This is a genomic window from Prauserella shujinwangii, from assembly GCF_003001955.1.
Lineage (GTDB): Bacteria > Actinomycetota > Actinomycetes > Mycobacteriales > Pseudonocardiaceae > Qaidamihabitans > Qaidamihabitans shujinwangii.
This window is the reverse complement of sequence record NZ_PVNH01000010.1, coordinates 145,729-164,164: the sequence shown is the minus strand read 5'-3', so window position 1 is coordinate 164,164 and position 18,436 is coordinate 145,729. Positions and strand designations below refer to the sequence as shown.

At 71.4% G+C, this 18,436-nt stretch carries 21 protein-coding genes; 16 read left to right on the top strand and 5 right to left on the bottom strand.

Translation table 11 applies throughout. From position 1 onward, the window contains the following. The first annotated feature begins 87 nt into the window (after nt 1-87). Complete coding sequence (arc, locus tag B0I33_RS23420) at nt 88-1,905, top strand: proteasome ATPase (protein ID WP_106181014.1); 1,818 nt, start codon at nt 88-90, stop codon at nt 1,903-1,905. A gap of 86 nt (nt 1,906-1,991) precedes the next feature. Here arc and B0I33_RS23415 read toward each other — a convergent pair whose 3' ends face one another. Further along, the gene (locus B0I33_RS23415; RefSeq protein ID WP_106181013.1) at nt 1,992-2,561 is read right to left on the bottom strand and encodes a dihydrofolate reductase family protein; all 570 of its coding nucleotides are present in this window, start codon (nt 2,559-2,561) and stop codon (nt 1,992-1,994) included. Nucleotides 2,562-2,647: 86 nt separating this feature from the next. On the opposite strand from B0I33_RS23415, the gene B0I33_RS23410 reads away from it, so the two are divergent. From B0I33_RS23410 to B0I33_RS23395, 4 genes are all read left to right on the top strand, one after another. Continuing rightward, nucleotides 2,648-3,241 carry a TetR/AcrR family transcriptional regulator gene (locus tag B0I33_RS23410; RefSeq protein ID WP_106181012.1) on the top strand — a complete coding sequence of 198 codons (594 nt, stop codon included), beginning with the start codon at nt 2,648-2,650 and terminating at the stop codon, nt 3,239-3,241. 18 nt (nt 3,242-3,259) lie between these two features. Beyond that, nucleotides 3,260-3,607, top strand: a complete 348-nt coding sequence (locus tag B0I33_RS23405) for a hypothetical protein (protein ID WP_106181011.1) — start codon at nt 3,260-3,262, stop codon at nt 3,605-3,607. A 65-nt stretch (nt 3,608-3,672) separates the two neighbouring features. Continuing rightward, the gene (locus B0I33_RS23400; protein ID WP_106181010.1) at nt 3,673-4,611 is read left to right on the top strand and encodes an aldo/keto reductase; all 939 of its coding nucleotides are present in this window, start codon (nt 3,673-3,675) and stop codon (nt 4,609-4,611) included. 52 nt (nt 4,612-4,663) lie between these two features. Next, a complete protein-coding gene (locus B0I33_RS23395) occupies nt 4,664-5,362 on the top strand; it encodes a hypothetical protein (RefSeq protein ID WP_146147550.1) in 699 nt (232 codons plus the stop codon). Here B0I33_RS23395 and B0I33_RS23390 read toward each other — a convergent pair. Further along, nucleotides 5,347-5,901 carry an NUDIX domain-containing protein gene (locus tag B0I33_RS23390; RefSeq protein ID WP_106181008.1) on the bottom strand — a complete coding sequence of 185 codons (555 nt, stop codon included), beginning with the start codon at nt 5,899-5,901 and terminating at the stop codon, nt 5,347-5,349. The genes B0I33_RS23395 and B0I33_RS23390 overlap by 16 nt on opposite strands. Here B0I33_RS23390 and dop point away from each other — a divergent pair. The 4 genes from dop (at nt 5,900) to prcA (ending at nt 9,474) form a co-directional block, all read left to right on the top strand. Then, nucleotides 5,900-7,399, top strand: a complete 1,500-nt coding sequence (gene dop / locus B0I33_RS23385) for a depupylase/deamidase Dop (RefSeq protein WP_106181007.1) — start codon at nt 5,900-5,902, stop codon at nt 7,397-7,399. The genes B0I33_RS23390 and dop overlap by 2 nt on opposite strands. A 76-nt stretch (nt 7,400-7,475) precedes the next feature. Continuing rightward, nucleotides 7,476-7,670 (top strand): ubiquitin-like protein Pup, encoded by a 195-nt coding sequence (locus B0I33_RS23380; RefSeq protein ID WP_106181006.1) that lies wholly within the window; start codon nt 7,476-7,478, stop codon nt 7,668-7,670. 78 nt (nt 7,671-7,748) lie between these two features. Continuing rightward, a complete protein-coding gene (gene prcB, locus B0I33_RS23375) occupies nt 7,749-8,609 on the top strand; it encodes a proteasome subunit beta (RefSeq protein ID WP_106181005.1) in 861 nt (286 codons plus the stop codon). Nucleotides 8,610-8,679: 70 nt separating this feature from the next. Beyond that, nucleotides 8,680-9,474, top strand: a complete 795-nt coding sequence (gene prcA / locus B0I33_RS23370; RefSeq protein ID WP_106181004.1) for a proteasome subunit alpha — start codon at nt 8,680-8,682, stop codon at nt 9,472-9,474. A 22-nt stretch (nt 9,475-9,496) separates the two neighbouring features. On the opposite strand, the gene B0I33_RS23365 is transcribed toward prcA, so the two are convergent. Then, nucleotides 9,497-10,288, bottom strand: coding sequence for an SDR family oxidoreductase (locus B0I33_RS23365; protein WP_106181003.1), 792 nt, complete (start codon nt 10,286-10,288; stop codon nt 9,497-9,499). Between the two features lie 76 nt (nt 10,289-10,364). After that, nucleotides 10,365-11,741, bottom strand: a complete 1,377-nt coding sequence (locus B0I33_RS23360; protein ID WP_425440516.1) for a bifunctional phosphatase PAP2/diacylglycerol kinase family protein — start codon at nt 11,739-11,741, stop codon at nt 10,365-10,367. Between the two features lie 182 nt (nt 11,742-11,923). On the opposite strand from B0I33_RS23360, the gene pafA reads away from it, so the two are divergent. The 7 genes from pafA to B0I33_RS23325 all read left to right on the top strand — a co-directional run bounded on the left by pafA (nt 11,924) and on the right by B0I33_RS23325 (nt 17,960). Beyond that, a complete protein-coding gene (gene pafA, locus B0I33_RS23355; RefSeq protein ID WP_106181001.1) occupies nt 11,924-13,282 on the top strand; it encodes a Pup--protein ligase in 1,359 nt (452 codons plus the stop codon). 112 nt (nt 13,283-13,394) lie between these two features. Continuing rightward, nucleotides 13,395-14,387, top strand: a complete 993-nt coding sequence (locus tag B0I33_RS23350; RefSeq protein WP_106181000.1) for a helix-turn-helix transcriptional regulator — start codon at nt 13,395-13,397, stop codon at nt 14,385-14,387. A 79-nt stretch (nt 14,388-14,466) separates the two neighbouring features. Beyond that, nucleotides 14,467-15,447 (top strand): helix-turn-helix transcriptional regulator, encoded by a 981-nt coding sequence (locus tag B0I33_RS23345; protein ID WP_106180999.1) that lies wholly within the window; start codon nt 14,467-14,469, stop codon nt 15,445-15,447. A gap of 9 nt (nt 15,448-15,456) precedes the next feature. After that, nucleotides 15,457-15,702, top strand: coding sequence for a bacteriophage holin (locus tag B0I33_RS23340; protein WP_106180998.1), 246 nt, complete (start codon nt 15,457-15,459; stop codon nt 15,700-15,702). A 10-nt stretch (nt 15,703-15,712) separates the two neighbouring features. Continuing rightward, entirely contained in the window at nt 15,713-16,024 is a 312-nt protein-coding gene (gene tatA / locus B0I33_RS23335; RefSeq protein ID WP_106180997.1) for a Sec-independent protein translocase subunit TatA, read from the top strand. Nucleotides 16,025-16,098: 74 nt separating this feature from the next. Next, the gene (gene tatC / locus B0I33_RS23330) at nt 16,099-17,067 is read left to right on the top strand and encodes a twin-arginine translocase subunit TatC (RefSeq protein ID WP_106180996.1); all 969 of its coding nucleotides are present in this window, start codon (nt 16,099-16,101) and stop codon (nt 17,065-17,067) included. Between the two features lie 11 nt (nt 17,068-17,078). After that, nucleotides 17,079-17,960: a diacylglycerol/lipid kinase family protein gene (locus B0I33_RS23325; RefSeq protein WP_106180995.1), complete on the top strand. Its 882-nt coding sequence runs from the start codon at nt 17,079-17,081 to the stop codon at nt 17,958-17,960. A 60-nt stretch (nt 17,961-18,020) separates the two neighbouring features. Here the strand turns inward: B0I33_RS23325 and B0I33_RS23320 are convergent, their stop codons facing one another. Further along, nucleotides 18,021-18,383 (bottom strand): MmcQ/YjbR family DNA-binding protein, encoded by a 363-nt coding sequence (locus B0I33_RS23320; protein ID WP_106180994.1) that lies wholly within the window; start codon nt 18,381-18,383, stop codon nt 18,021-18,023. Nucleotides 18,384-18,436 lie beyond the last annotated feature (53 nt).

Here is an 18,436-nt window from a genome sequence, read left to right as displayed (position 1 = left end):
ACGCGCCGATCCTGTGATGCGGAAGGGCTTTTCATGTCGGTGATCGCCGGTACCGTGGGAGGAAATGCATTCCGAGGAGGTGCCGAAATGCAACACGACCTTCCCGGAGGTCGGCACGAAGAGGCCGACTCTTCAGAAACGAGTGGAGCTGGGAACACGGGAACCCCGTCGAGCGAGCAGGCCCGGCAGATCCGGTTCCTCGAGGAGGAAGTGGCGCTGCTCCGCCGCAAGCTCACCGACTCGCCCCGCCAGAACCGGGTCCTCGAGCAGCGGCTCGCCGAGGCGACCGAGCGCGTGAGCCAGCTGACCGAGCGCAACAACAAGCTGGTCGAGACGTTGCGCGAGGCGCGGCAGCAGCTCCTGGCTCTGCGTGAGGAGGTCGACCGTCTCGCGCAGCCTCCGAGTGGCTACGGCGTGTTCGTGGCCGCGTACGAGGACAACACCGTGGACGTGTACACGGCGGGCCGCAAGATGCGGGTGTCCGTGTCGCCCGCGGTCGACATCGGCTCGCTGCGGCGCGGGCAGTCGCTGCGGCTCAACGAGGCGCTCACGGTGGTGGAGGGTGGCGACTTCGAGCGCACGGGCGAGGTCTGCACGCTGCGGGAGGTCCTGCTGCCGGAGACCGAGGGCGGCAGCTCGCGGGCGCTCATCGTCGGGCACGCCGACGAGGAACGCGTCGTGTGGCTCTCCGACCCACTGGCCGAGCAGACCCTGAAGCCGGGTGACTCGGTGCTGGTCGACTCCAAGGCGGGCTACGCCTACGAGCGGGTGCCGAAGGCCGAGGTCGAGGACCTGGTGCTGGAGGAGGTGCCGGACGTCCGCTACGAGGACATCGGCGGTCTCTACCGGCAGATCGAGCAGATCCGCGACGCGGTGGAGCTGCCGTTCCTGCACTCCGACCTCTACCTGGAGTACGAGCTGCGGCCGCCCAAGGGCGTGCTGCTCTACGGGCCGCCCGGCTGCGGCAAGACGCTGATCGCCAAGGCGGTGGCCAACTCGCTGGCGAAGAAGGTGGCCAAGGCACGGGATGACGGCGACGCCTCCGAGGCGAAGTCGTTCTTCCTCAACATCAAGGGCCCCGAGCTGCTCAACAAGTTCGTCGGCGAGACCGAGCGGCACATCCGGATGATCTTCCAGCGGGCGCGGGAGAAGGCCTCCGACGGCACGCCGGTGATCGTGTTCTTCGACGAGATGGAGTCCATCTTCCGCACCCGGGGCAGCGGGGTGTCCTCCGACGTGGAGACCACCATCGTGCCGCAGCTGCTGTCGGAGATCGACGGTGTCGAGGGGCTCGAGAACGTCATCGTGATCGGCGCGTCCAACCGCGAGGACATGATCGACCCCGCGATCCTGCGGCCGGGCCGGCTCGATGTGAAGATCAAGATCGAGCGGCCGGACGCCGAGGGCGCGAAGGACATCTTCTCGAAGTACCTGACGCCGAACCTGCCGATCCACGCCGACGACCTCGCCGAGTTCGGCGGCGACGCGCAGGCGACGATAGACGCGATGATCCAGCACACCGTGGAGCGGATGTACGAGGAGACCGACGAGAACCGGTTCCTCGAGGTCACCTACGCCAACGGGGACAAGGAGGTCCTGTACTTCCGCGACTTCAACTCGGGCGCGATGATCCAGAACATCGTGGACCGGGCGAAGAAGTCGGCCATCAAGTCGGTGCTGGAGACCCAGCAGCCCGGCCTGCGGGTGCAGCACCTGCTGGACGCGATCGTCGACGAGTTCGCGGAGAACGAGGACCTGCCCAACACCACCAACCCGGACGACTGGGCCCGGATCTCCGGCAAGAAGGGCGAGCGGATCGTCTACATCCGCACGCTCGTCACCGGCAAGAACCAGGACTCCGGCCGGGTGATCGACACCGCGACCAACACCGGTCAGTACCTGTAGCCCGCAGCGCGGGACGGGGGCCGGTCCCGGGCACGCCAGCCCGGGACCGGCCCCCGTCGTCCTCGTTCGGCTCCGGTCAGCTCCGGTCAGCTCCGGTTGTAGGTGAGGACGAGGGTCCCGCTCTCCAGCGCGCGGGTCCCGGTGAGCGTGAACGCGGTGGGGGAGAACGCCGCGTCGAACAGCGGGACTCCCGCACCGGCGACCACCGGATAGACCTTGAGCATCAGCCGGTCGATCTCGGGCAGCAGCGTGCCCGCGAGACGCGCTCCGCCGACCAGGTAGATGTCCCTGCCCTCCTCGCGTTTGAGCGCGCGGACGTGCCCGATGGCGTCCTCGGTGATGATCTCGACGGCCGGGTCGGGGCTCCCGTCCATCGTCGTGGCGACGACGTACTGCCGCAGGTGCGCGAACGGGCTGGTCACGCCGATCGCGAGCGCGGGCTCGTAGGTGGCCCGGCCCTGCACGGCGATGTCGAAGTGACGGTTCGGGGCCGTCACGCCCAGCTGTTCGCGCACGTGCGTCGGCAGCGCGTCGGGAAACTCGTCCACGAGGAAGCTCACGACGTCCTGGGTGACCGGGAAGAAGTCGTAGCCGCCATCGGGTGCGGCGATGAAGCCGTCGATGGACATGCCGACGTAGTAGACGAGTTGGCGCACGCAGCCCTCCAGAGCACTTCATATATAGTGGTTTTAACGTAGTACTACACTTGAAGTGGTGTCAACGAGCATTCGGGAGGTCGCCGATGCGGCACAACCCCGCCCGGCGTGCGGCTCTGCTGGACGCGGCCATCGAGGTCCTGGCCAGGGAGGGGGCGCGCGGCCTGACGTTCCGCGCGGTCGACGCGGAGGCCAGCGTGCCGAACGGCACCGCGTCCAACTACTTCTCCCATCGGGACGATCTGCTGGTCCAGGTGGCGCACCGGGTCTACGAACGGCTGGAGCCGGAGCAGGCCGTCTTCGCCGCGGCGCTGGCGGGCCCGAAGGACCGGGACCGTGTCGTCGAGCTCATGCGGGAGGTGGTGGGCCGGGTCGGCGCGTTCCGCCCGGGTTTCCTCGCGCTGCTGGAGCTGCGACTGGAGGCCACGCGCAGGCCCGCGTTGCGGCGGCTGCTGACCGAGCGCGTCCGCGCCGACGTCGACGCCAACGTCGAGTTCCACGGCCGGGCCGGGTTGCCGGGGGACGGGACCACCGTGGTGGCGCTCTACCTGGCGCTGAACTGGCTGATCCTGGAGCGGCTGACGCTGCCCGGCGTGTTCCCGGACGGGGACGGCGGGGACCTCGTGGAGGATCTGGTGCGGCGGATCCTGCCCGCGCCGGCGGGCGAGCCAGGTGTATAACGTCCTATACTCGGCGGCATGGACGACGACACCACACCGAGCCCGTTGCACGCGCCGATCACCGCGGCCGACGTCCTGGACTGGCTGGAGCGGGCCGCGGCGGCCGTCGCCGAGGGGGAGCTGCCTGCCGACGACCTGATCCGGCTGCTGGGCGAGTTGCGGGCGGCCTCGACGGCGTGTGCGAACGCCTCCGACTGGGCGCTGCTGGCGGCAAGGGAGGCCGGCGCGAGCCTGCGGCAGATCGCCCCGGTCTTCGGCAGGGGGTACGTGCGGGCCCCGGCGGCGCGGCTGGAGAAGCTGCACCGGGAGGTGCTCTCGGCCGAACAGTTCCTCGAGCTCCTGCGCCGGCGACAACCAGGTGTATAATGACCTATACAGCGGCGCATTGTCCAGAAACATCTCACGGGTCGCCGGACAGTACCGTCTCGGTCATGAACCACATCGCACGGACGGCGGTGGGCCTCGCCGCGCTGGGCAGGCCCGCGTACCTCAACGTCGGCCGCGTTCCGGAGCTGCCCGCGGAGCGGGACGTCGCCACGATGCGCGCGGCCGCCCACGAGGTCCTGGACCACGCCTACGCGGCCGGGGTGCGCCGGGTGGACGTCGCCCGCTCGTACGGCCGAGCGGAGGAGTTCCTCGCCGACTGGCTCGCCGAGCGGGAACATCCGGATGTCGTCGTGTCCAGCAAGTGGGGTTACACCTACGTCGGTGACTGGCGGCTCGACGCCGCCGTGCACGAGGTCAAGGAACACTCCCTGGCCAGGTTCGAGGGCCAGTGGGCGGAGACCCGGCGGCTGCTGGGCGGGCGCGTGGTCCTGTACCAGGTGCACTCGCTGACCGCCGACAGCCCGCTGTTCGGCGACGAGCCGCTGCTCGAAGCCCTCGCGGCGCTGGCGGCCGAGCACGTCCGGGTGGGCTTCTCCACGTCCGGGCCCGGGCAGGCGGACACGGTCCGGAAGGCGCTGGACCTCACCGTGGCGGGGCGGCCGGTGTTCACCGCGGTGCAGTCGACGTGGAACGTGCTCGAACCCTCGGTGGGTCCCGCGCTGGCCGAGGCGCACGAGCGGGGCGCCCTCGTGCAGCTGAAGGAGACGCTGGCCAACGGACGCCTCGCGGTGCGACCGCCGGAGCCGGTGGTCGAGATCGCCCGCGCACACGACGTCAGCGCCGACGCGGTCGCGCTCGCCGCGGCATACGCGCGGCCCTGGGCCGACGTGGTCCTCACCGGCCCGGCGAGCACCGCGCAGCTCGACGCCAACCTGGCCGCCGCCGGGCTCGCGCTCGACCAGGCCGAGCTGGCGGCACTCGGCGCGCTCGCGGAGGATCCGGCGGCCTACTGGCGGCACCGGTCCTCGCTGCCGTGGCGGTAGCGGACTGCACTACTGTCGGGGCGCTCCCGAATCCGGCTGAGGGGATGAGACGGTGCGTCAACGGCGGCTCGTGATCGCCATGGCGGTGCTGGCGGCCACAGCGCTGGCCGGTTGCGCCGACCGGCCCAACGACCTCGACACGTACTACGACGAGCCCGCCGGCTCGACCGGCCAGGCTCAGCGACCCGGCTCACCGGGGCCGCGGTCACCGGCGCCGGAACCCACGCCCCGGCCGGACCCGGAGACCGGGGACAGCGCGGCGCTGGCCGAGGTCGTCGACGCCACCGTCCTCGCCGCCGAGGACGTTGCCGCGGAGGGCGTGGCGCCCGCGGAACCGGTGGTCGCGGCCGAGGGCTGCCTGGCCGCGATCCCGGTCGGCCTGGTGTCGCGGCAGCGCAGGGACGCCGCCTGGCGGTACCCCACCGGCTCGACGCTGCTGCAGCGCGTCACCGGCTACCCGGACCACGCCGCGGCGGACGTGCTGGACGGCCGGGTCCGCTGCGCGGGTGAGCCGCTGGAGGTCGCGGTCGATCCACCGGTGGACGGCCACGCGGCGTGGTGTGCCGACACCGCGTGCACGATCCTGCTCGCCCGCGGCCCGGTGCTGTCGGCGGTCGAGGTGGAGGCGGGGGAGCGGGTTCGCGCCGCCGAGGCCGTGCGGCGACTGGCGCCGATCGTGGCCGCCCGCCTGGCCAGTGCCGTCACCGCGTCGGCGGCGAGCGGGCCGGAGGGCGGTCAGAGCGGCTCGTAGCGGCGGAACCACTCCTGGATGCCGAGCCTGCCGTCCGGCACCAGCGGGCTGTCCGGGTCGTCGGCCCACGCCCGCAGCTCTGGCAACGGCATCCAGCGGCCGCCGACGATCTCCTCCGGCTGGTGGGTCACCGGCCCGTCCCAGCGAACCTCGAAGGCGAAGTTGTGGCAGCGGATCGGCGGCCGGTCGTACACCAGCCCGAACAGCGGCTCCAGGGGCACACCGGTGATGGCGAGCTCCTCGGCGAGCTCCCGTTCGGCGCATTCGGCCGGCGTCTCACCGGCGGCGACGACACCGCCCGCCCAGCAGTCGTACGCGGAGGGGAAGACGTCCTTGTGCGGGGAACGCTGGTGCACGTAGGCGTGGCCGCCGTCGGGCGAGCGCACCAGCACCACGGCGGCGGCGTGCCAGTGGCCCCGGGCCCGCACCTCGGCCCTCGGGGCGGCCCCGACGACGGCGCCGTGCGGGTCGTAGATCGCAACAAGCTCGTCACCGCCCACGAGGAAATCCTCCCACGCCGACCCGTAGGCTGGAGTCATGCGGCGGATCATGGGAACCGAGGTGGAGTACGGCATCGCGGTGCCGGGCGACCCGACGGCGAACCCGGTGCTGACCTCCACCCAGGTGGTGCTGGCGTACGCGGCGGCCGCGGACATCCCCCGCGCCCGGCGTGCCCGCTGGGACTACGAGGTCGAGTCGCCGTTGCGGGACGCGCGAGGCTTCGATCTGGCGGGTCCCGGCCAGCAGGGGCACGACCCGGACGTGGAGGACCTCGGCGCGGCCAACGTGATCCTCACCAACGGCGCGCGCCTGTACGTCGACCACGCCCACCCCGAGTACTCGGCACCCGAGGTGACCAACCCGAGGGACGCCGTGATCTGGGACAAGGCGGGCGAGCGGGTGATGGAGGAGGCCGCGATCAAGGCCGCGACCGTGCCCGGACAGCCGGCCCTGCAGCTGTACAAGAACAACGTCGACGGCAAGGGCGCCAGCTACGGCACCCACGAGAACTACCTGATGGCGCGGTCGACGCCGTTCACGGCGGTGATCTCGGGACTCACGCCGTTCTTCGTGTCCCGGCAGGTGATCACGGGCTCCGGCCGGGTGGGCATCGGCGCGCAGGGTGAGGAGCCGGGCTTCCAGCTGTCCCAGCGCGCCGACTACATCGAGGTCGAGGTCGGCCTGGAGACCACGCTCAAGCGCGGCATCATCAACACCCGCGACGAGCCGCACGCCGACGCGGACAAGTACCGCAGGCTGCACGTCATCATCGGTGACGCCAACCTGGCCGAGTACTCGACGTTCCTCAAGCTCGGCACCACGGCGCTGGTGCTGGACATGATCGAGGCGGGCATCCGGTTCGACGACCTCAAGCTGGACGAGCCGGTGCGCGCGGTGCACCAGATCAGCCATGACCCGACGCTCAAGACCAAGGTGGAGCTGGCCAACGGGCGCAAGTACACCGGGCTGGACCTGCAGTTCGCCTACCACGAGATGGCGGCGGCCCACCTCGAGCGGGAGGGCGGCGACGAGCAGTCGAAGGAGGTTCTGCGGGTCTGGGGCGAGGTGCTCGACGCGCTCGCCCGCGACCCCGCCGAGTGCGCGGACCGGCTGGACTGGCCGGCGAAGCTGCGCCTGCTGGAGGCCTACCGCGAGCGCGATCAGCTGGGCTGGGCCGCGCCGCGGCTGCACCTGGTGGACCTGCAGTACTCGGACGTGCGGCTGGACAAGGGCCTGTACAACCGGCTGGTGACGCGCGGCTCGATGAAGCGGCTGGTCAGCGAGGACGAGGTGCGGGAGGCGATCACCACGCCGCCCTCGGACACGCGCGCGTACTTCCGCGGCCGGACGCTGGAGAAGTACGCCAACTCGATCGCGGCCGCCTCGTGGGACTCGGTCATCTTCGACGTGGGCAAGGAGTCCCTGGTGCGGATCCCGACGCTGGAGCCGCTGCGCGGGACGAAGGCGCACGTCGGGCAGCTGCTCGACGACGCGGAGACGGCCGAGCAGCTGGTGGAGGCCCTTACCGCGGAGTAACTCGCGGCCCGACGGAGCCCCCGAACGTCGGTGGCTCTAGGTACCCTTGGAAGCAACGGCCACATCGGGAGGCGAGATGGCTCAGGAGAAGATCGAGAAGCACGGCGGCGGAGACTCCGACGAGGAGGTCGAGGCCGGCGGTGCCGCCGGTCAGGAGCGCCGGGAGAAGATGGGCGAGGACGTGGACACGATCCTCGACGAGATCGACGACGTGCTCGAGGAGAACGCGGAGGACTTCGTGCGGGCCTACGTGCAGAAGGGCGGCGAGTGAGGGCGCTGCCCCCGGCCGGTTAACCTGCTGACCGATCACTGTCCCGCACACCTTCGTTGATGGGAACCACGAGCACGCATGGACAACACTCCGCGCAACTCGGGCTTCGCACTGCCCGCCGCGTACCTGTCGTCGACCACGTCCTCGTTCACCGACTTCCTGCGCGCGCAGGCGCCGGACCTGCTGCCCAGCAAACGCCCGCAGGGTTCGATGACGCCCGGTAGCGGGTTCGAGGCGCCGCACGGGACCACGGTGGTCGCGTCGACGTTCAGCGGCGGCGTCCTGATCGCCGGTGACCGCCGCGCCACCGCCGGGAACCTGATCGCCACGCGAGACATGGACAAGGTGTTCGTCACCGACGAGTACTCGTCGGTCGGTATCGCGGGCACCGCCGGGATCGCGCTCGAGCTGGTCCGGCTCTACACCGTGGAGCTGGCGCACTACGAGAAGATCGAGGGCGTCTCGCTCTCGCTCGACGGCAAGACCAACAAGCTGGCGACGATGGTGAAGGCCAACCTCGACGTCGCGATGGCGGGGCTCGCGGTGCTGCCGCTGTTCGCCGGTTACGACATCCACGCCACCGACCCGAAGCGGGCGGGGCGGATCGTGTCGTTCGACGTCACCGGCGGCCGGTACGAGGAGAACGCGGGCTACCACGCCATCGGCTCGGGCTCGGTGTTCGCCAAGTCCGCGCTGAAGAAGCTGTACGACCCGGACGCCGACGCCGAGACCGCGGTGCGGACGGCGATCGAGGCGCTGTACGACGCCGCCGACGACGACACGGCCACCGGTGGTCCCGACCTGGTGCGGCGGATCTTCCCCACGGTGGTGACGATCACGGCCGAGCACGGTGCCGTGAAGATGCCCGAGGAGGAGACCTCGGCACTGGCGCAGGCGGTGGTCGAGCGCCGCGCCGAGCGGCCGGGGAGGCTGGGCTGACGGCCCGGCCTTTTTTCGGCAGAGCGATTCCCACGAGACACGTCCCGACGAGCAGAGCGGAGCCAACGCAGTGACGATGCCGCTGTACGCCTCACCCGAGCAGTTGATGCGCGAGCGTTCCGAGCTCGCCCGTAAGGGCATCGCGAGGGGACGCAGTGTCGTCGTGCTGAAGTACCGGGGTGGCGTGCTGTTCGTGGCGGAGAACCCGTCGCCGACGCTGCACAAGGTTTCGGAGATCTACGACCGGATCGGGTTCGCCGCCGTCGGCCGGTACAGCGAGTTCGAGAGCCTGCGCCGCGGCGGGATCCGGCACGTCGACCTGTTGGGGTACCAGTACGACCGGCGTGACGTCAGCGCGCGGGCGCTGGCGAACGTGTACGCGCAGACGCTGAGCACGATCTTCACCGAGCAGCTCAAGCCGTTCGAGGTGGAGATCTGCGTCGCCCAGGTGGGCGCCGACTCCGACGAGGACGAGCTGTACCGGCTCACCTACGACGGTTCCATCGTGATGGACGAGCCGAAGTTCGTCGTGATGGGCGGCCAGGCCGAGGCCATCACCGGCAAGCTGAAGGAGTCGTTCACCGACGGCATGGAGCTGTCGGCGGCCCTGCGGACGGCGTCCAACGCGCTGCGCGCCCCGTCGCCGTCGTCGACGACAGGGTCGAACGGCGGCGACGGCGAGGTGGGCAAGCTCGAGGTCGCGGTGCTCGACCGCGAGCGGCCCGGCCGCAAGTTCCGCCGGATCACCGGTGCGGCGCTCGATGCCCTGCTGCCCAGCACGGCGGACGAGGGCGGCGAGAGCGGCAAGGACGAGCAGGAGACCGGCGACGGCTCCGATCCGGGGCAGTCGCAGAACGGCGGATGATCCCGGAGCGCCTGCCCGGTCCTCAGGGCTGTGCGGTCCGGTAGGACAGGCGGCGCGGGGCGGGGTGCTCGGCGAGGTATCGCTCGAAGGTGATCGAGCCGCCGGGATGCCGCGGTGCCAGGTGGTCACCGGCCCGGTACGCGGCGATGACCTTGCCGGGCAGCCGCAACGGCAGCACCGGCTTCCTTCGCCCGGTGGCCGCCAGGTAGGCGCGGGCGAGGTCGCGCGCGCCGCGCACCTGGGGGCCGCCGAAGTCGGGCACCCGCCCGGCCGGGTCACCGAGCGCGAGTTCGGCGATCCGGCCGGCCACGTCGCGTACGTCGACGGGCTGGATCGGCACGTCGGGCACCAGCGGTACGGGGAGCGTCGCGGCGGCCGCGAGCAGGGTCCGGACGAGGTCGTGGAACTGGGTGGCGCGCAGGATCGTGTGTGCCGGCGCCGAACGTTCCAGCAGCCGCTCGACGGCCAGTTTTCCCTGGTAGTAGCCGAGCGGGACCTGGTCGACGCCGACGATCGAGACGTACCCGACGTGCGGTACGCCCGCCCGCTCCATGGCGGCGATGAGCAGGCGGGCGAGTGCGACCTCCCTGGCCCGCCCTGAGGTCGCCGTGGCGAGGTGGACGACCACGTCGGTGTCCGCGACGGCGTCGTCCAGCCCGGCACCGGTGGTCAGGTCCCCGCTGACGTAGCGCGCGTCGCCGGGGGGAGGGCGACGGCTGAGCACCCGCACCGACCGTCCGGCGGCGACGAGTTCGCGGACGACGGCGCGCCCGAGCACGCCGGTTCCGCCGGTGACCAGGATCCGTTCCGCCATGTGGGGTGTTCCTCCTCCCTGTCTCGGATCCGAGAGTGGCAGCCCCCCACGCTGCCCGCGATCGGACGCTCTCTGGTCACAGGCGGTAGATCGTCAGGGCACTCGGTCGGGAGCGGAACCGGAACACGCGGCCGAGCGGGCCGACCTCGCCGTCGGTGGCGATGCGGCGCTGTGCGCCGAGGAGTTCCACGTCGAGCGAGGGCAGGTCGTACTGCCGGTAGACGTGGCTGGCGGAGAGCGTGTTGGTGACGGCGGCGAGGACGAACCGGGCGCGGGAGTAGGGCAGGTCGGCCCGCAGGTAGCGGACGTCGAGCAGGCCGGTGTCGAGCGCGGGGCGGTAGTAGGGGCCGAAGCCTTTCGGGGCGTACGTGCCGTTGCCCACGAAGATCATCCAGACGAGTGCGGTGCGGCCGTCGAGCCGTACGGCGAATGGCTGGGCGCGGCGCAGGGTCCGGACCATCGCGATCGCGGCGGCCGGCCACCGGGGGTGGCGTCGCTCGATGCGCTCGCGCAGGCGCACCATCTCGGGGTAGCCGCCGAGGCTGGCCGTGTTGACGAACCAGCGGCGGACGGTGCCGTCCTTGCCGCTGATGGTGACCTCGCCGAGGTCGACGCCCACGGCCGCGCCCGCCTCGGTGGCGGCGTCGGCGTCGGGCATGGACCGGACCCCGATGTCGCGGGCGAAGTGGTTGAACGTGCCCGCGGGGATGAGCGCGAGGGGCAGGCCGTGGTCGGCGGCGACGGACGCGACGGCGGCCACGGTGCCGTCACCGCCCGCGACGGCGAGCGCCCGCACCCGCTCGTGCCGCCGGATCTCCGCCGCCAGCTGGTCGCGGAGGTCGGTGCCGGGGTCGGGATAGACGATGGTGGCCTTCGGCCAGGCGAACCGGACCTCGTCGGTGGGATCGAAGTCGGCGTCTCCGGAGCCGGGGTTGACCACCGCGAGCATGTCCTCGCCGTCCCGCATGGTCGGTGCCTCGGCCCGGTGGGCGCTGCGGCTGGGCGGTGCCGGGTGCAGGGGCCACCAGTGCCGGGTGGCGAGCGCGGAGGCGGCGCCGATGAGCATCCCGGCACCGACGTCGCTCGGCCAGTGCACGCCGGTGTGCACGCGGGAGTAGGCGACGGCGGCGGCGAGCGGCAGGAGCGCGGCCCCGGTGCGGGGGGACTCCATGGTGACGGCGGTGACGAACGCGGTGGCCGAGGCGGCGTGGCCGGACGGGAAGGACGAGGACGTGGGGCGGCGGACGAGCCTGCGGTGCTCGGGCACCCAGTCGGCCGCGGGGCGCCTGCGGGGCAGCAGTGGCTTGCCGAGCAGGTTGGCGGAGGCGCTGGCGGCCGCGACGGCGGCGATCCCGCGCAGCGCGCCGCGGCGGACCGGGCCCTTGCGGGTGGCCAGCACGGCCGCCACGGCCCACCAGAGACGCCCTTTGTTGGCCGACCTGGTGAGTGCCATGAGCAGGCCGTCGGCCGGGGTCCAGGGGAGTGCGGCGCTGCGCGCGACCAGTCTGCGGTCGCGCGCACCGACCTGGCGCAGGGGCGCCTTGAGGTGCCGGATCACGCGTTTCAAAGTACCGACACCGTCTCGACGCGCGATCGGATCTCCGTAGTGCCGTCGAAAGCGCCTACCCTTGAAGGATGCAGCGGCGGATCTTTGGGATCGAAACCGAGTTCGGGGTCACCTGCACCTTTCACGGTCAACGCAGGTTGTCGCCCGACGAAGTGGCGCGGTACCTCTTCCGGCGAGTGGTGTCGTGGGGCCGGTCCTCGAACGTGTTCCTGTCGAACGGCTCCCGGCTCTACCTCGACGTGGGCTCGCATCCGGAGTACGCCACGGCCGAGTGTGACGACCTGACGCAGCTGGTCACGCACGACAAGGCGGGGGAGCGGATACTGGAGGATCTGCTGGTCGACGCCGAGCGCAGACTCGCCGACGAGGGCATCGGCGGGGACATCTTCCTGTTCAAGAACAACACCGACTCGGCGGGCAACTCCTACGGTTGCCACGAGAACTACCTGGTCACGAGAGCGGGCGAGTTCTCCCGCATCGCGGATGTGCTGCTGCCCTTTCTGGTCACCCGTCAGCTGATCTGCGGCGCGGGCAAGGTGCTGCAGACGCCGCGGGGCGCGGTGTACTGCCTTTCGCAGCGGGCCGAGCACATCTGGGAGGGTGTGTCGAGCGCGACGACGCGGTCCCGGCCGATCATCAACACCCGGGACGAGCCGCACGCCGACGCGGAGCGGTACCGGCGGCTGCACGTGATCGTGGGCGACTCGAACATGGCGGAGCCGACGACCCTGCTCAAGGTGGGCACGGCCAACCTGGTGCTGGAGATGATCGAGCAGGGTGTGCAGTTCCGCGACTTCACCCTGGACAACCCGATCCGGGCGATCCGGGAGATCAGCCACGATCTGACGGGGCGCAGGCAGGTCCGGCTGGCCGGGGGCCGGGAGGCGTCGGCGCTGGAGATCCAGCGGGAGTACCACGCCAGGGCCGTGGAGCACGTGGCGGCGAACGGCTCCGGGCCAACGGCGCGGCAGGTGGTGGACCTGTGGGGCCGGGCGCTGGACGCCGTGGAGCAGCAGGACTTCTCGAAGATCGACACGGAGATCGACTGGGCGATCAAGTACCGGCTGGTGGAGCGGTACCGGAGCAAGAACGGGCTGGACCTGTCCGATCCGCGGGTCGCGCAGCTGGACCTGGCCTATCACGACATCCGCCGGGGCCGGGGCATCTTCGACCTGCTGCAGCGCAAGGGCCTCGTGCGGCGGGTGACCGACGACGGCGAGATCGAACTGGCGAAGGACACTCCGCCGCAGACGACCAGGGCGAAGTTGCGCGGTGACTTCATCGCGGCGGCACAGCAGGCCGGCCGGGACTTCACGGTCGACTGGGTGCACCTGAAGCTGAACGACCAGGCGCAGCGCACGGTGCTGTGCAAGGATCCGTTCCGGTCGGTCGACGAGCGGGTGGAACGGCTGATCAACTCGTTGTGAGGGTTCCGGCGGCGGCTTCGTGCCGTCCCGGGGCAGTCGCCACCGAGCAGGGGCGACGCGCTTTCGGCGGACCTCCCCGGATGGCGGAAGGCCGCGAGCTAGGCTTGGCAGGGTGTCCACCGCCCGCGCCGAACGCCTGGTCAACCTGGTGCTCGCCCTGCTGTCCACCCGGCAGTACCTTACTGCCGAGCGAATCCGCGGGATCGTGCCCGGGTACGCCGACGCGACCAGCGACGAGGCGTTCTCGCGGATGTTCGAGCGCGACAAGACCGAGCTGCGGGAGCTGGGCATCCCGCTGGAGACCGGGCGGAACTCGGCGTTCGACACGGTCGAGGGCTACCGGATCGCCCGCCGCGACTACGAGCTCGGCGAGATCGAGCTCGCCCCGGACGAGGCCACGGCCGTCGCGCTGGCCGCCCGGCTGTGGGACTCGCCCGAACTGACCGGCCAGGCGCACGGCGCGCTGGTGAAGCTGCGTGCCGCCGGCGTCGAGGTGGACGACAACGCGCCCACCATCGTCGAGCCCAGGGTGCACACCGAGCCGTCGTTCGCGCCGCTGCTGGCCGCTGTCCAGGACGGTCAGGTGGTGCAGTTCGAGTACCGTCGCTCTGGCTCACCGGAGCGGCGCCGCCGCACGCTGGAACCGTGGGGCGTGGTGTCCTGGCGGGCCCGCTGGTACGTCGTAGGGCACGACCGCGACCGGGACGCGCCCCGGTGCTTCCGGCTGTCGCGCATCCTTGGCGAGGTGCGGCGGATCGGCGAGCCCGGAGTGGTGCGCAGGCCCCAGGACGTCAACCTGCTCGAGTTCGTCGCGGGCACCCCGGGCACGGAGGATCCCGACGCGGACACCTCCCCGGTGTCCCTGGCGAGGCTGTGGGTCGCCGACGGCCGGGCCGCGGGCATCCGGCGCAGGGCACGCCCGGTCGGCCGGATGACCGTCGGCGCCGACGAGGGCGACGTGGTGGAGCTCGACCTGCTGTTCCCGGAGAGCGCGGCCGACTGGATCGCCGGGCACGGTCCGGACGTGCTCGTGATCGAGCCCGACGTGCTCGCCAAGTCGGTGCGCGACCGGCTGGAACGCGTGCTGCACGGGGAGGGGCCGTGAGCGAGACTGGCGGAGCCTGCGCAGCGGCGCTCGCGGGCGCCGACCGGGCGCGGGTGCCCCGCGAAACACTGGAGGGGCCGTGAGCAGGTCGGCGGAGCGGATGCCGCGCCTCCTGGCGCTGGTGCCCTACTTCCTGGCCCGGCCGGGCATCAACATCGAGGAGGCCGCCCAGGACTTCGACGTCAGCCCGAAGCAGCTGCGCAAGGATCTGGAGCTGCTGTGGATGTGCGGGCTGCCCGGCTACGGCCCCGGCGACCTCATCGACCTGTCCTTCGAGGGCGACACGGTCTCGGTCACCTTCGACGCCGGGATGCGCCGCCCCCTGCGCCTGACCGGCGGGGAGGCGACCACCCTGCTCATCGCCCTGCGCGCGCTGGCCGAGACACCCGGTGTGGTCGACACCGCCGCCGTGCACCGCGCGATCGCCAAGATCGAGGAGGCGGCGGGCGCGGCCCAGCCGTCCGGCGTCGTCGTGGGCCACGGCGTGCGTGAGGCGGCCAGCACCGCGCGCACGCGCGAGACCGTGCGGGACGCTCTGCAGGCCGGCCGCGCGCTGCGGATCCGCTACTACAGCGCCTCGCGGGACCGCATCACCGACCGCACCGTCGACCCGATGCGGCTGCTCATCGTGCAGGCCATCGGGTACCTGGAGGCGTGGTGCCGGCTGGCGGGCGACGTGCGCAAGTTCCGGCTCGACCGCATCGACCAGGTCGAGGTGCTCGACGAGCAGGCGGCGCCCCCGCCGCACGCCGAGCCGACCGATCTCAGTGAGGGGGTGTTCTCCCCGCAGCCGGACCAGCCGGAGGCCGTGCTCGTGCTGGACCCCGATGCCCGCTGGGCCGCCGAGTACTACCCGTGCGAGGAGCTCGCCGAGCTGGACGGCGGCCGCCTGCGCGTGCGGATGCGCTACGGTGACCGGTCCTGGATGGTGCGCCTCGTGCTCGGCCTCGGCGGGGGAGCGCGCGTGGAGGCGCCGGACGACCTCGCGCAAGCCGTACGTCAGCGAGCCGCCGACGCGCTGGAGCGAGCGCGTCACCTCCCCGTCATCTCGGGCCAGTAGGGTAAGGGCGTGTACTACGTGCTGAGCGGCACGCTCGTCGGGCTCGGGATCATCGTGTTCGGTGCTGTCCTGTTTCGGACGATTCGCCACTTGCGCCTGTTCCATCGCGCAGCGAGCATGGTGACGGCGAACACCCACGACCGGGTCGGCCTGCTGCGCGCCCGGTCGGCCGCGATCCGGGTCGCGGTCGCCGAACGGCGCGATCGCTCACGCGCGCGCGAGGGGCAACACAGTACGATCGACGTGAACGAGTAAGGAGGCCACCGTGAACGCATTGCAGCCGTGGCACTTGATCATCCTGGTCCTTGTCGTGGTTCTGCTGTTCGGTGCCAAGCGGCTGCCGGATGCGGCCCGGTCGATCGGCAAGTCCATGAAGATCTTCAAGGCCGAGACCAAGGACATGCGCGGGTCCGACGACGCGGACAAGCCGGCCGAGGAGGCCGAGACCCGGCAGCTGCCCCAGTCGTCGCAGCCGGACAAGGACCAGCAGGTCGCGGAGCTGCAGCGGCAGCTCGACGAGCTCAAGAAGCAGCAGCAGGCGGCGCCGGCCGACCAGGCGCAGAAGAACGCCAGCTGACCGATCGCGAAGTCACCACGGGCGTCCACACGGCGTCCGTGGTGAGTGGCCCTTGACGAGAACGGAAACGCTCCGTGGCGGACTCCTCCGAGCAGCGCGGGCGGCGCGGGAGTAAGCGTCGTCAGCGGAGCCGTCGGTACAACCCCGACGGCACGATGACGCTCATCGAGCACATCTACGAGTTCCGTCGCCGCCTGGGGTACGCCCTGCTCGCCCTCATCGGCGGTGCGATCCTCGGGTTCCTCTGGTTCGGCAACCGGGTCGGCCCGATCCCGTCGCTCGGCGACCTCGTCACCGAGCCGTACTGTGCGGTGCCGCCCGACCGGCGGTTCCCCTCCGGTGACAGCTGCCAGCTGCTGCAGACGGTGCCGTTCGAGGCCTTCATGATCCAGCTGAAGGTCGGCCTCGCCGCGGGTGCCGTGCTGTTCGCGCCGCTGTGGCTGTATCAGATCTGGGCGTTCATCGCGCCGGGGCTGTACTCGAAGGAACGCAAGTACGCGATGACCTTCGTCAGCTTCGCGAGCGTGCTGTTCGCCCTCGGCGCCGTGCTGGCCTACCTGATGGTGCCGCACGCGCTGGAGATCCTGATGAACTTCGGTGGCGACGCGTTCGTCACCGCGCTGACGGGTGAGAAGTACGTCTCGTTCGTGCTGTCCCTGCTGATCATCTTCGGGGTCAGTTTCGAGCTTCCGCTGCTCATCGTGATGCTCAACCGCGTGGGTGTGGTGCGCTACGACCAGCTGAAGAAGTGGCGGCGGGGCATCATTTTCGCGCTGTTCGTGTTCGCCGCGTTCGTCACGCCGGCCGACCCGTTCTCGATGATCGCGCTGGCGGGCGCGCTGACACTGCTGTTCGAGTTCGCCATCCAGCTCACCCGCCTGCACGACCGCAAGCGGGACCGGCAACGTGCCGACGAGGGCTGGGACCAGCTCGCCGACGACGAGGCCGCGCCGTTCGAGTACACGCCGAGCACCGTGGACGACGGCGAGCCGCGCGCCCGGCCCAGTGCCTCCGGCGCGGGCGGCACCGACGACGTCACCTGAGCCCGGCCCGGATGGGATCGCACGCGGCGCTGGCCGTCCATCCCGACTCCGGAGGCGGCGCCGCGGCCCGGATCGCGGGGACCGTCGCCGCCCGGCTGCGGGAGCACGTCGACCGGCTCGACCTGCTGGCCGCCAACACCGTGGAGCAGTCGCACGCGCTGATGACGCGGTCCCGTGCCGAGGGACTCGACGCGCTCGTCGTGCTCGGCGGCGACGGCGCGGCGCACCAGGCGGTCCAGTTCTGCGCGGGCACGGGTGTCGCGCTGGGCGTGGTGCCCTCCGGCACCGGGAACGACCTCGCCAGAGCCCTCGGCGTGCCCGCGGACCCGCTCGCCGCCACCGACGCCGTGGTGGCGGCCCTCGATTCGGGTGAGCGGCGGCGGATCGACCTCGGCCGGGCCGGGGACGTGTGGTTCTCCACCGTGCTGTGCGCGGGGTTCGACGCCGCCGTCAACGAGCGCGCCAACCGGATGCGCTGGCCGCGCGGGCCCCGCCGCTACGACCTGGCCATCCTGGCCGAGCTGGCGTCCCTGCGCACCCGCAGGCTCGTGGTGCGCACCGAGTCCGCCGAGCTGGAACTGGACGCGATGCTCGTGGCCGTCGGCAACACCAGCTGGTACGGGGGCGGGGTGCCGATCTGCCCCGGCGCGCGTCCCGACGACGGTCTGTTCGACGTGACCGTGGTCGGCCGCGCCACCCGGCGGGAGCTGGTCCGCATGCTGCCGACCCTGCGTGACGGCGATCATCTCGACCACCCGGCGGTCCGCACCCTGCGGGCCAGGGAGATCGCGCTGGACGGCAACGACTGGCCCGTCTACGCCGACGGCGAGTCGCTCGGCACCCTGCCGAGGGACATCCGGTGCGTGCCGGAGGCGCTCACCGTTCTCGGCTGAGCGCGCCCTGGCTGCCTGGTCACCCCTCGTGAGTGTTCTCCGTGGTTAGAACCACGTTTGTCACTCACGAGCCGTGGTGAGCCGTTCCCGTCGCGCCTTCGGCAGCCGGGCGACCACGAGGTCGTAGGAGTCCTCGATCATGTCCCGCACCAGCCGGTCCGGCACCGTGCCGTCGAGCACGACCGTGTTCCAGTGCCGCTTGTTCAGGTGGTAGCCACCGGTGATCGCCGGATGCGTCGCCCGCAGCTGCGCCGCCAGCTCCGGGTCGCATTTGAGGCTGACGCTGAGCGGGTCGGCGTCGAGTGCGCTGAGGGCGAACATCTTGCCCGCGACCTTGAACACACTGGTGGCCTCGTTGAACGGGAACTCCTCGGTGGCGCCGGGGAACGCCAGGCACGCGGCCTTCAGCTCATCGGGGGTCACCTCGTCAGCCTAGTCCGCCCACACATGCGAGCGGGGGACCTCGTATGGAACCC

Bases quoted from the DNA above. Each gene is read 5' to 3' on its own strand.
- B0I33_RS23365 (WP_106181003.1), bottom strand. From the start codon at position 10,288: ATGGCGGAACGGATCCTGGTCACCGGCGGAACCGGCGTGCTCGGGCGC.
- B0I33_RS23380 (WP_106181006.1), top strand. From the start codon at position 7,476: ATGGCTCAGGAGAAGATCGAGAAGCACGGCGGCGGAGACTCCGACGAG.
- B0I33_RS23325 (WP_106180995.1), top strand. From the start codon at position 17,079: ATGGGATCGCACGCGGCGCTGGCCGTCCATCCCGACTCCGGAGGCGGC.
- B0I33_RS23390 (WP_106181008.1), bottom strand. From the start codon at position 5,901: ATGACTCCAGCCTACGGGTCGGCGTGGGAGGATTTCCTCGTGGGCGGT.
- B0I33_RS23405 (WP_106181011.1), top strand. From the start codon at position 3,260: ATGGACGACGACACCACACCGAGCCCGTTGCACGCGCCGATCACCGCG.
- dop (WP_106181007.1), top strand. From the start codon at position 5,900: ATGCGGCGGATCATGGGAACCGAGGTGGAGTACGGCATCGCGGTGCCG.
- arc (WP_106181014.1), top strand. From the start codon at position 88: ATGCAACACGACCTTCCCGGAGGTCGGCACGAAGAGGCCGACTCTTCA.
- B0I33_RS23410 (WP_106181012.1), top strand. From the start codon at position 2,648: ATGCGGCACAACCCCGCCCGGCGTGCGGCTCTGCTGGACGCGGCCATC.
- B0I33_RS23400 (WP_106181010.1), top strand. From the start codon at position 3,673: ATGAACCACATCGCACGGACGGCGGTGGGCCTCGCCGCGCTGGGCAGG.
- B0I33_RS23360 (WP_425440516.1), bottom strand. From the start codon at position 11,741: ATGGCACTCACCAGGTCGGCCAACAAAGGGCGTCTCTGGTGGGCCGTG.
- pafA (WP_106181001.1), top strand. From the start codon at position 11,924: ATGCAGCGGCGGATCTTTGGGATCGAAACCGAGTTCGGGGTCACCTGC.
- prcB (WP_106181005.1), top strand. From the start codon at position 7,749: ATGGACAACACTCCGCGCAACTCGGGCTTCGCACTGCCCGCCGCGTAC.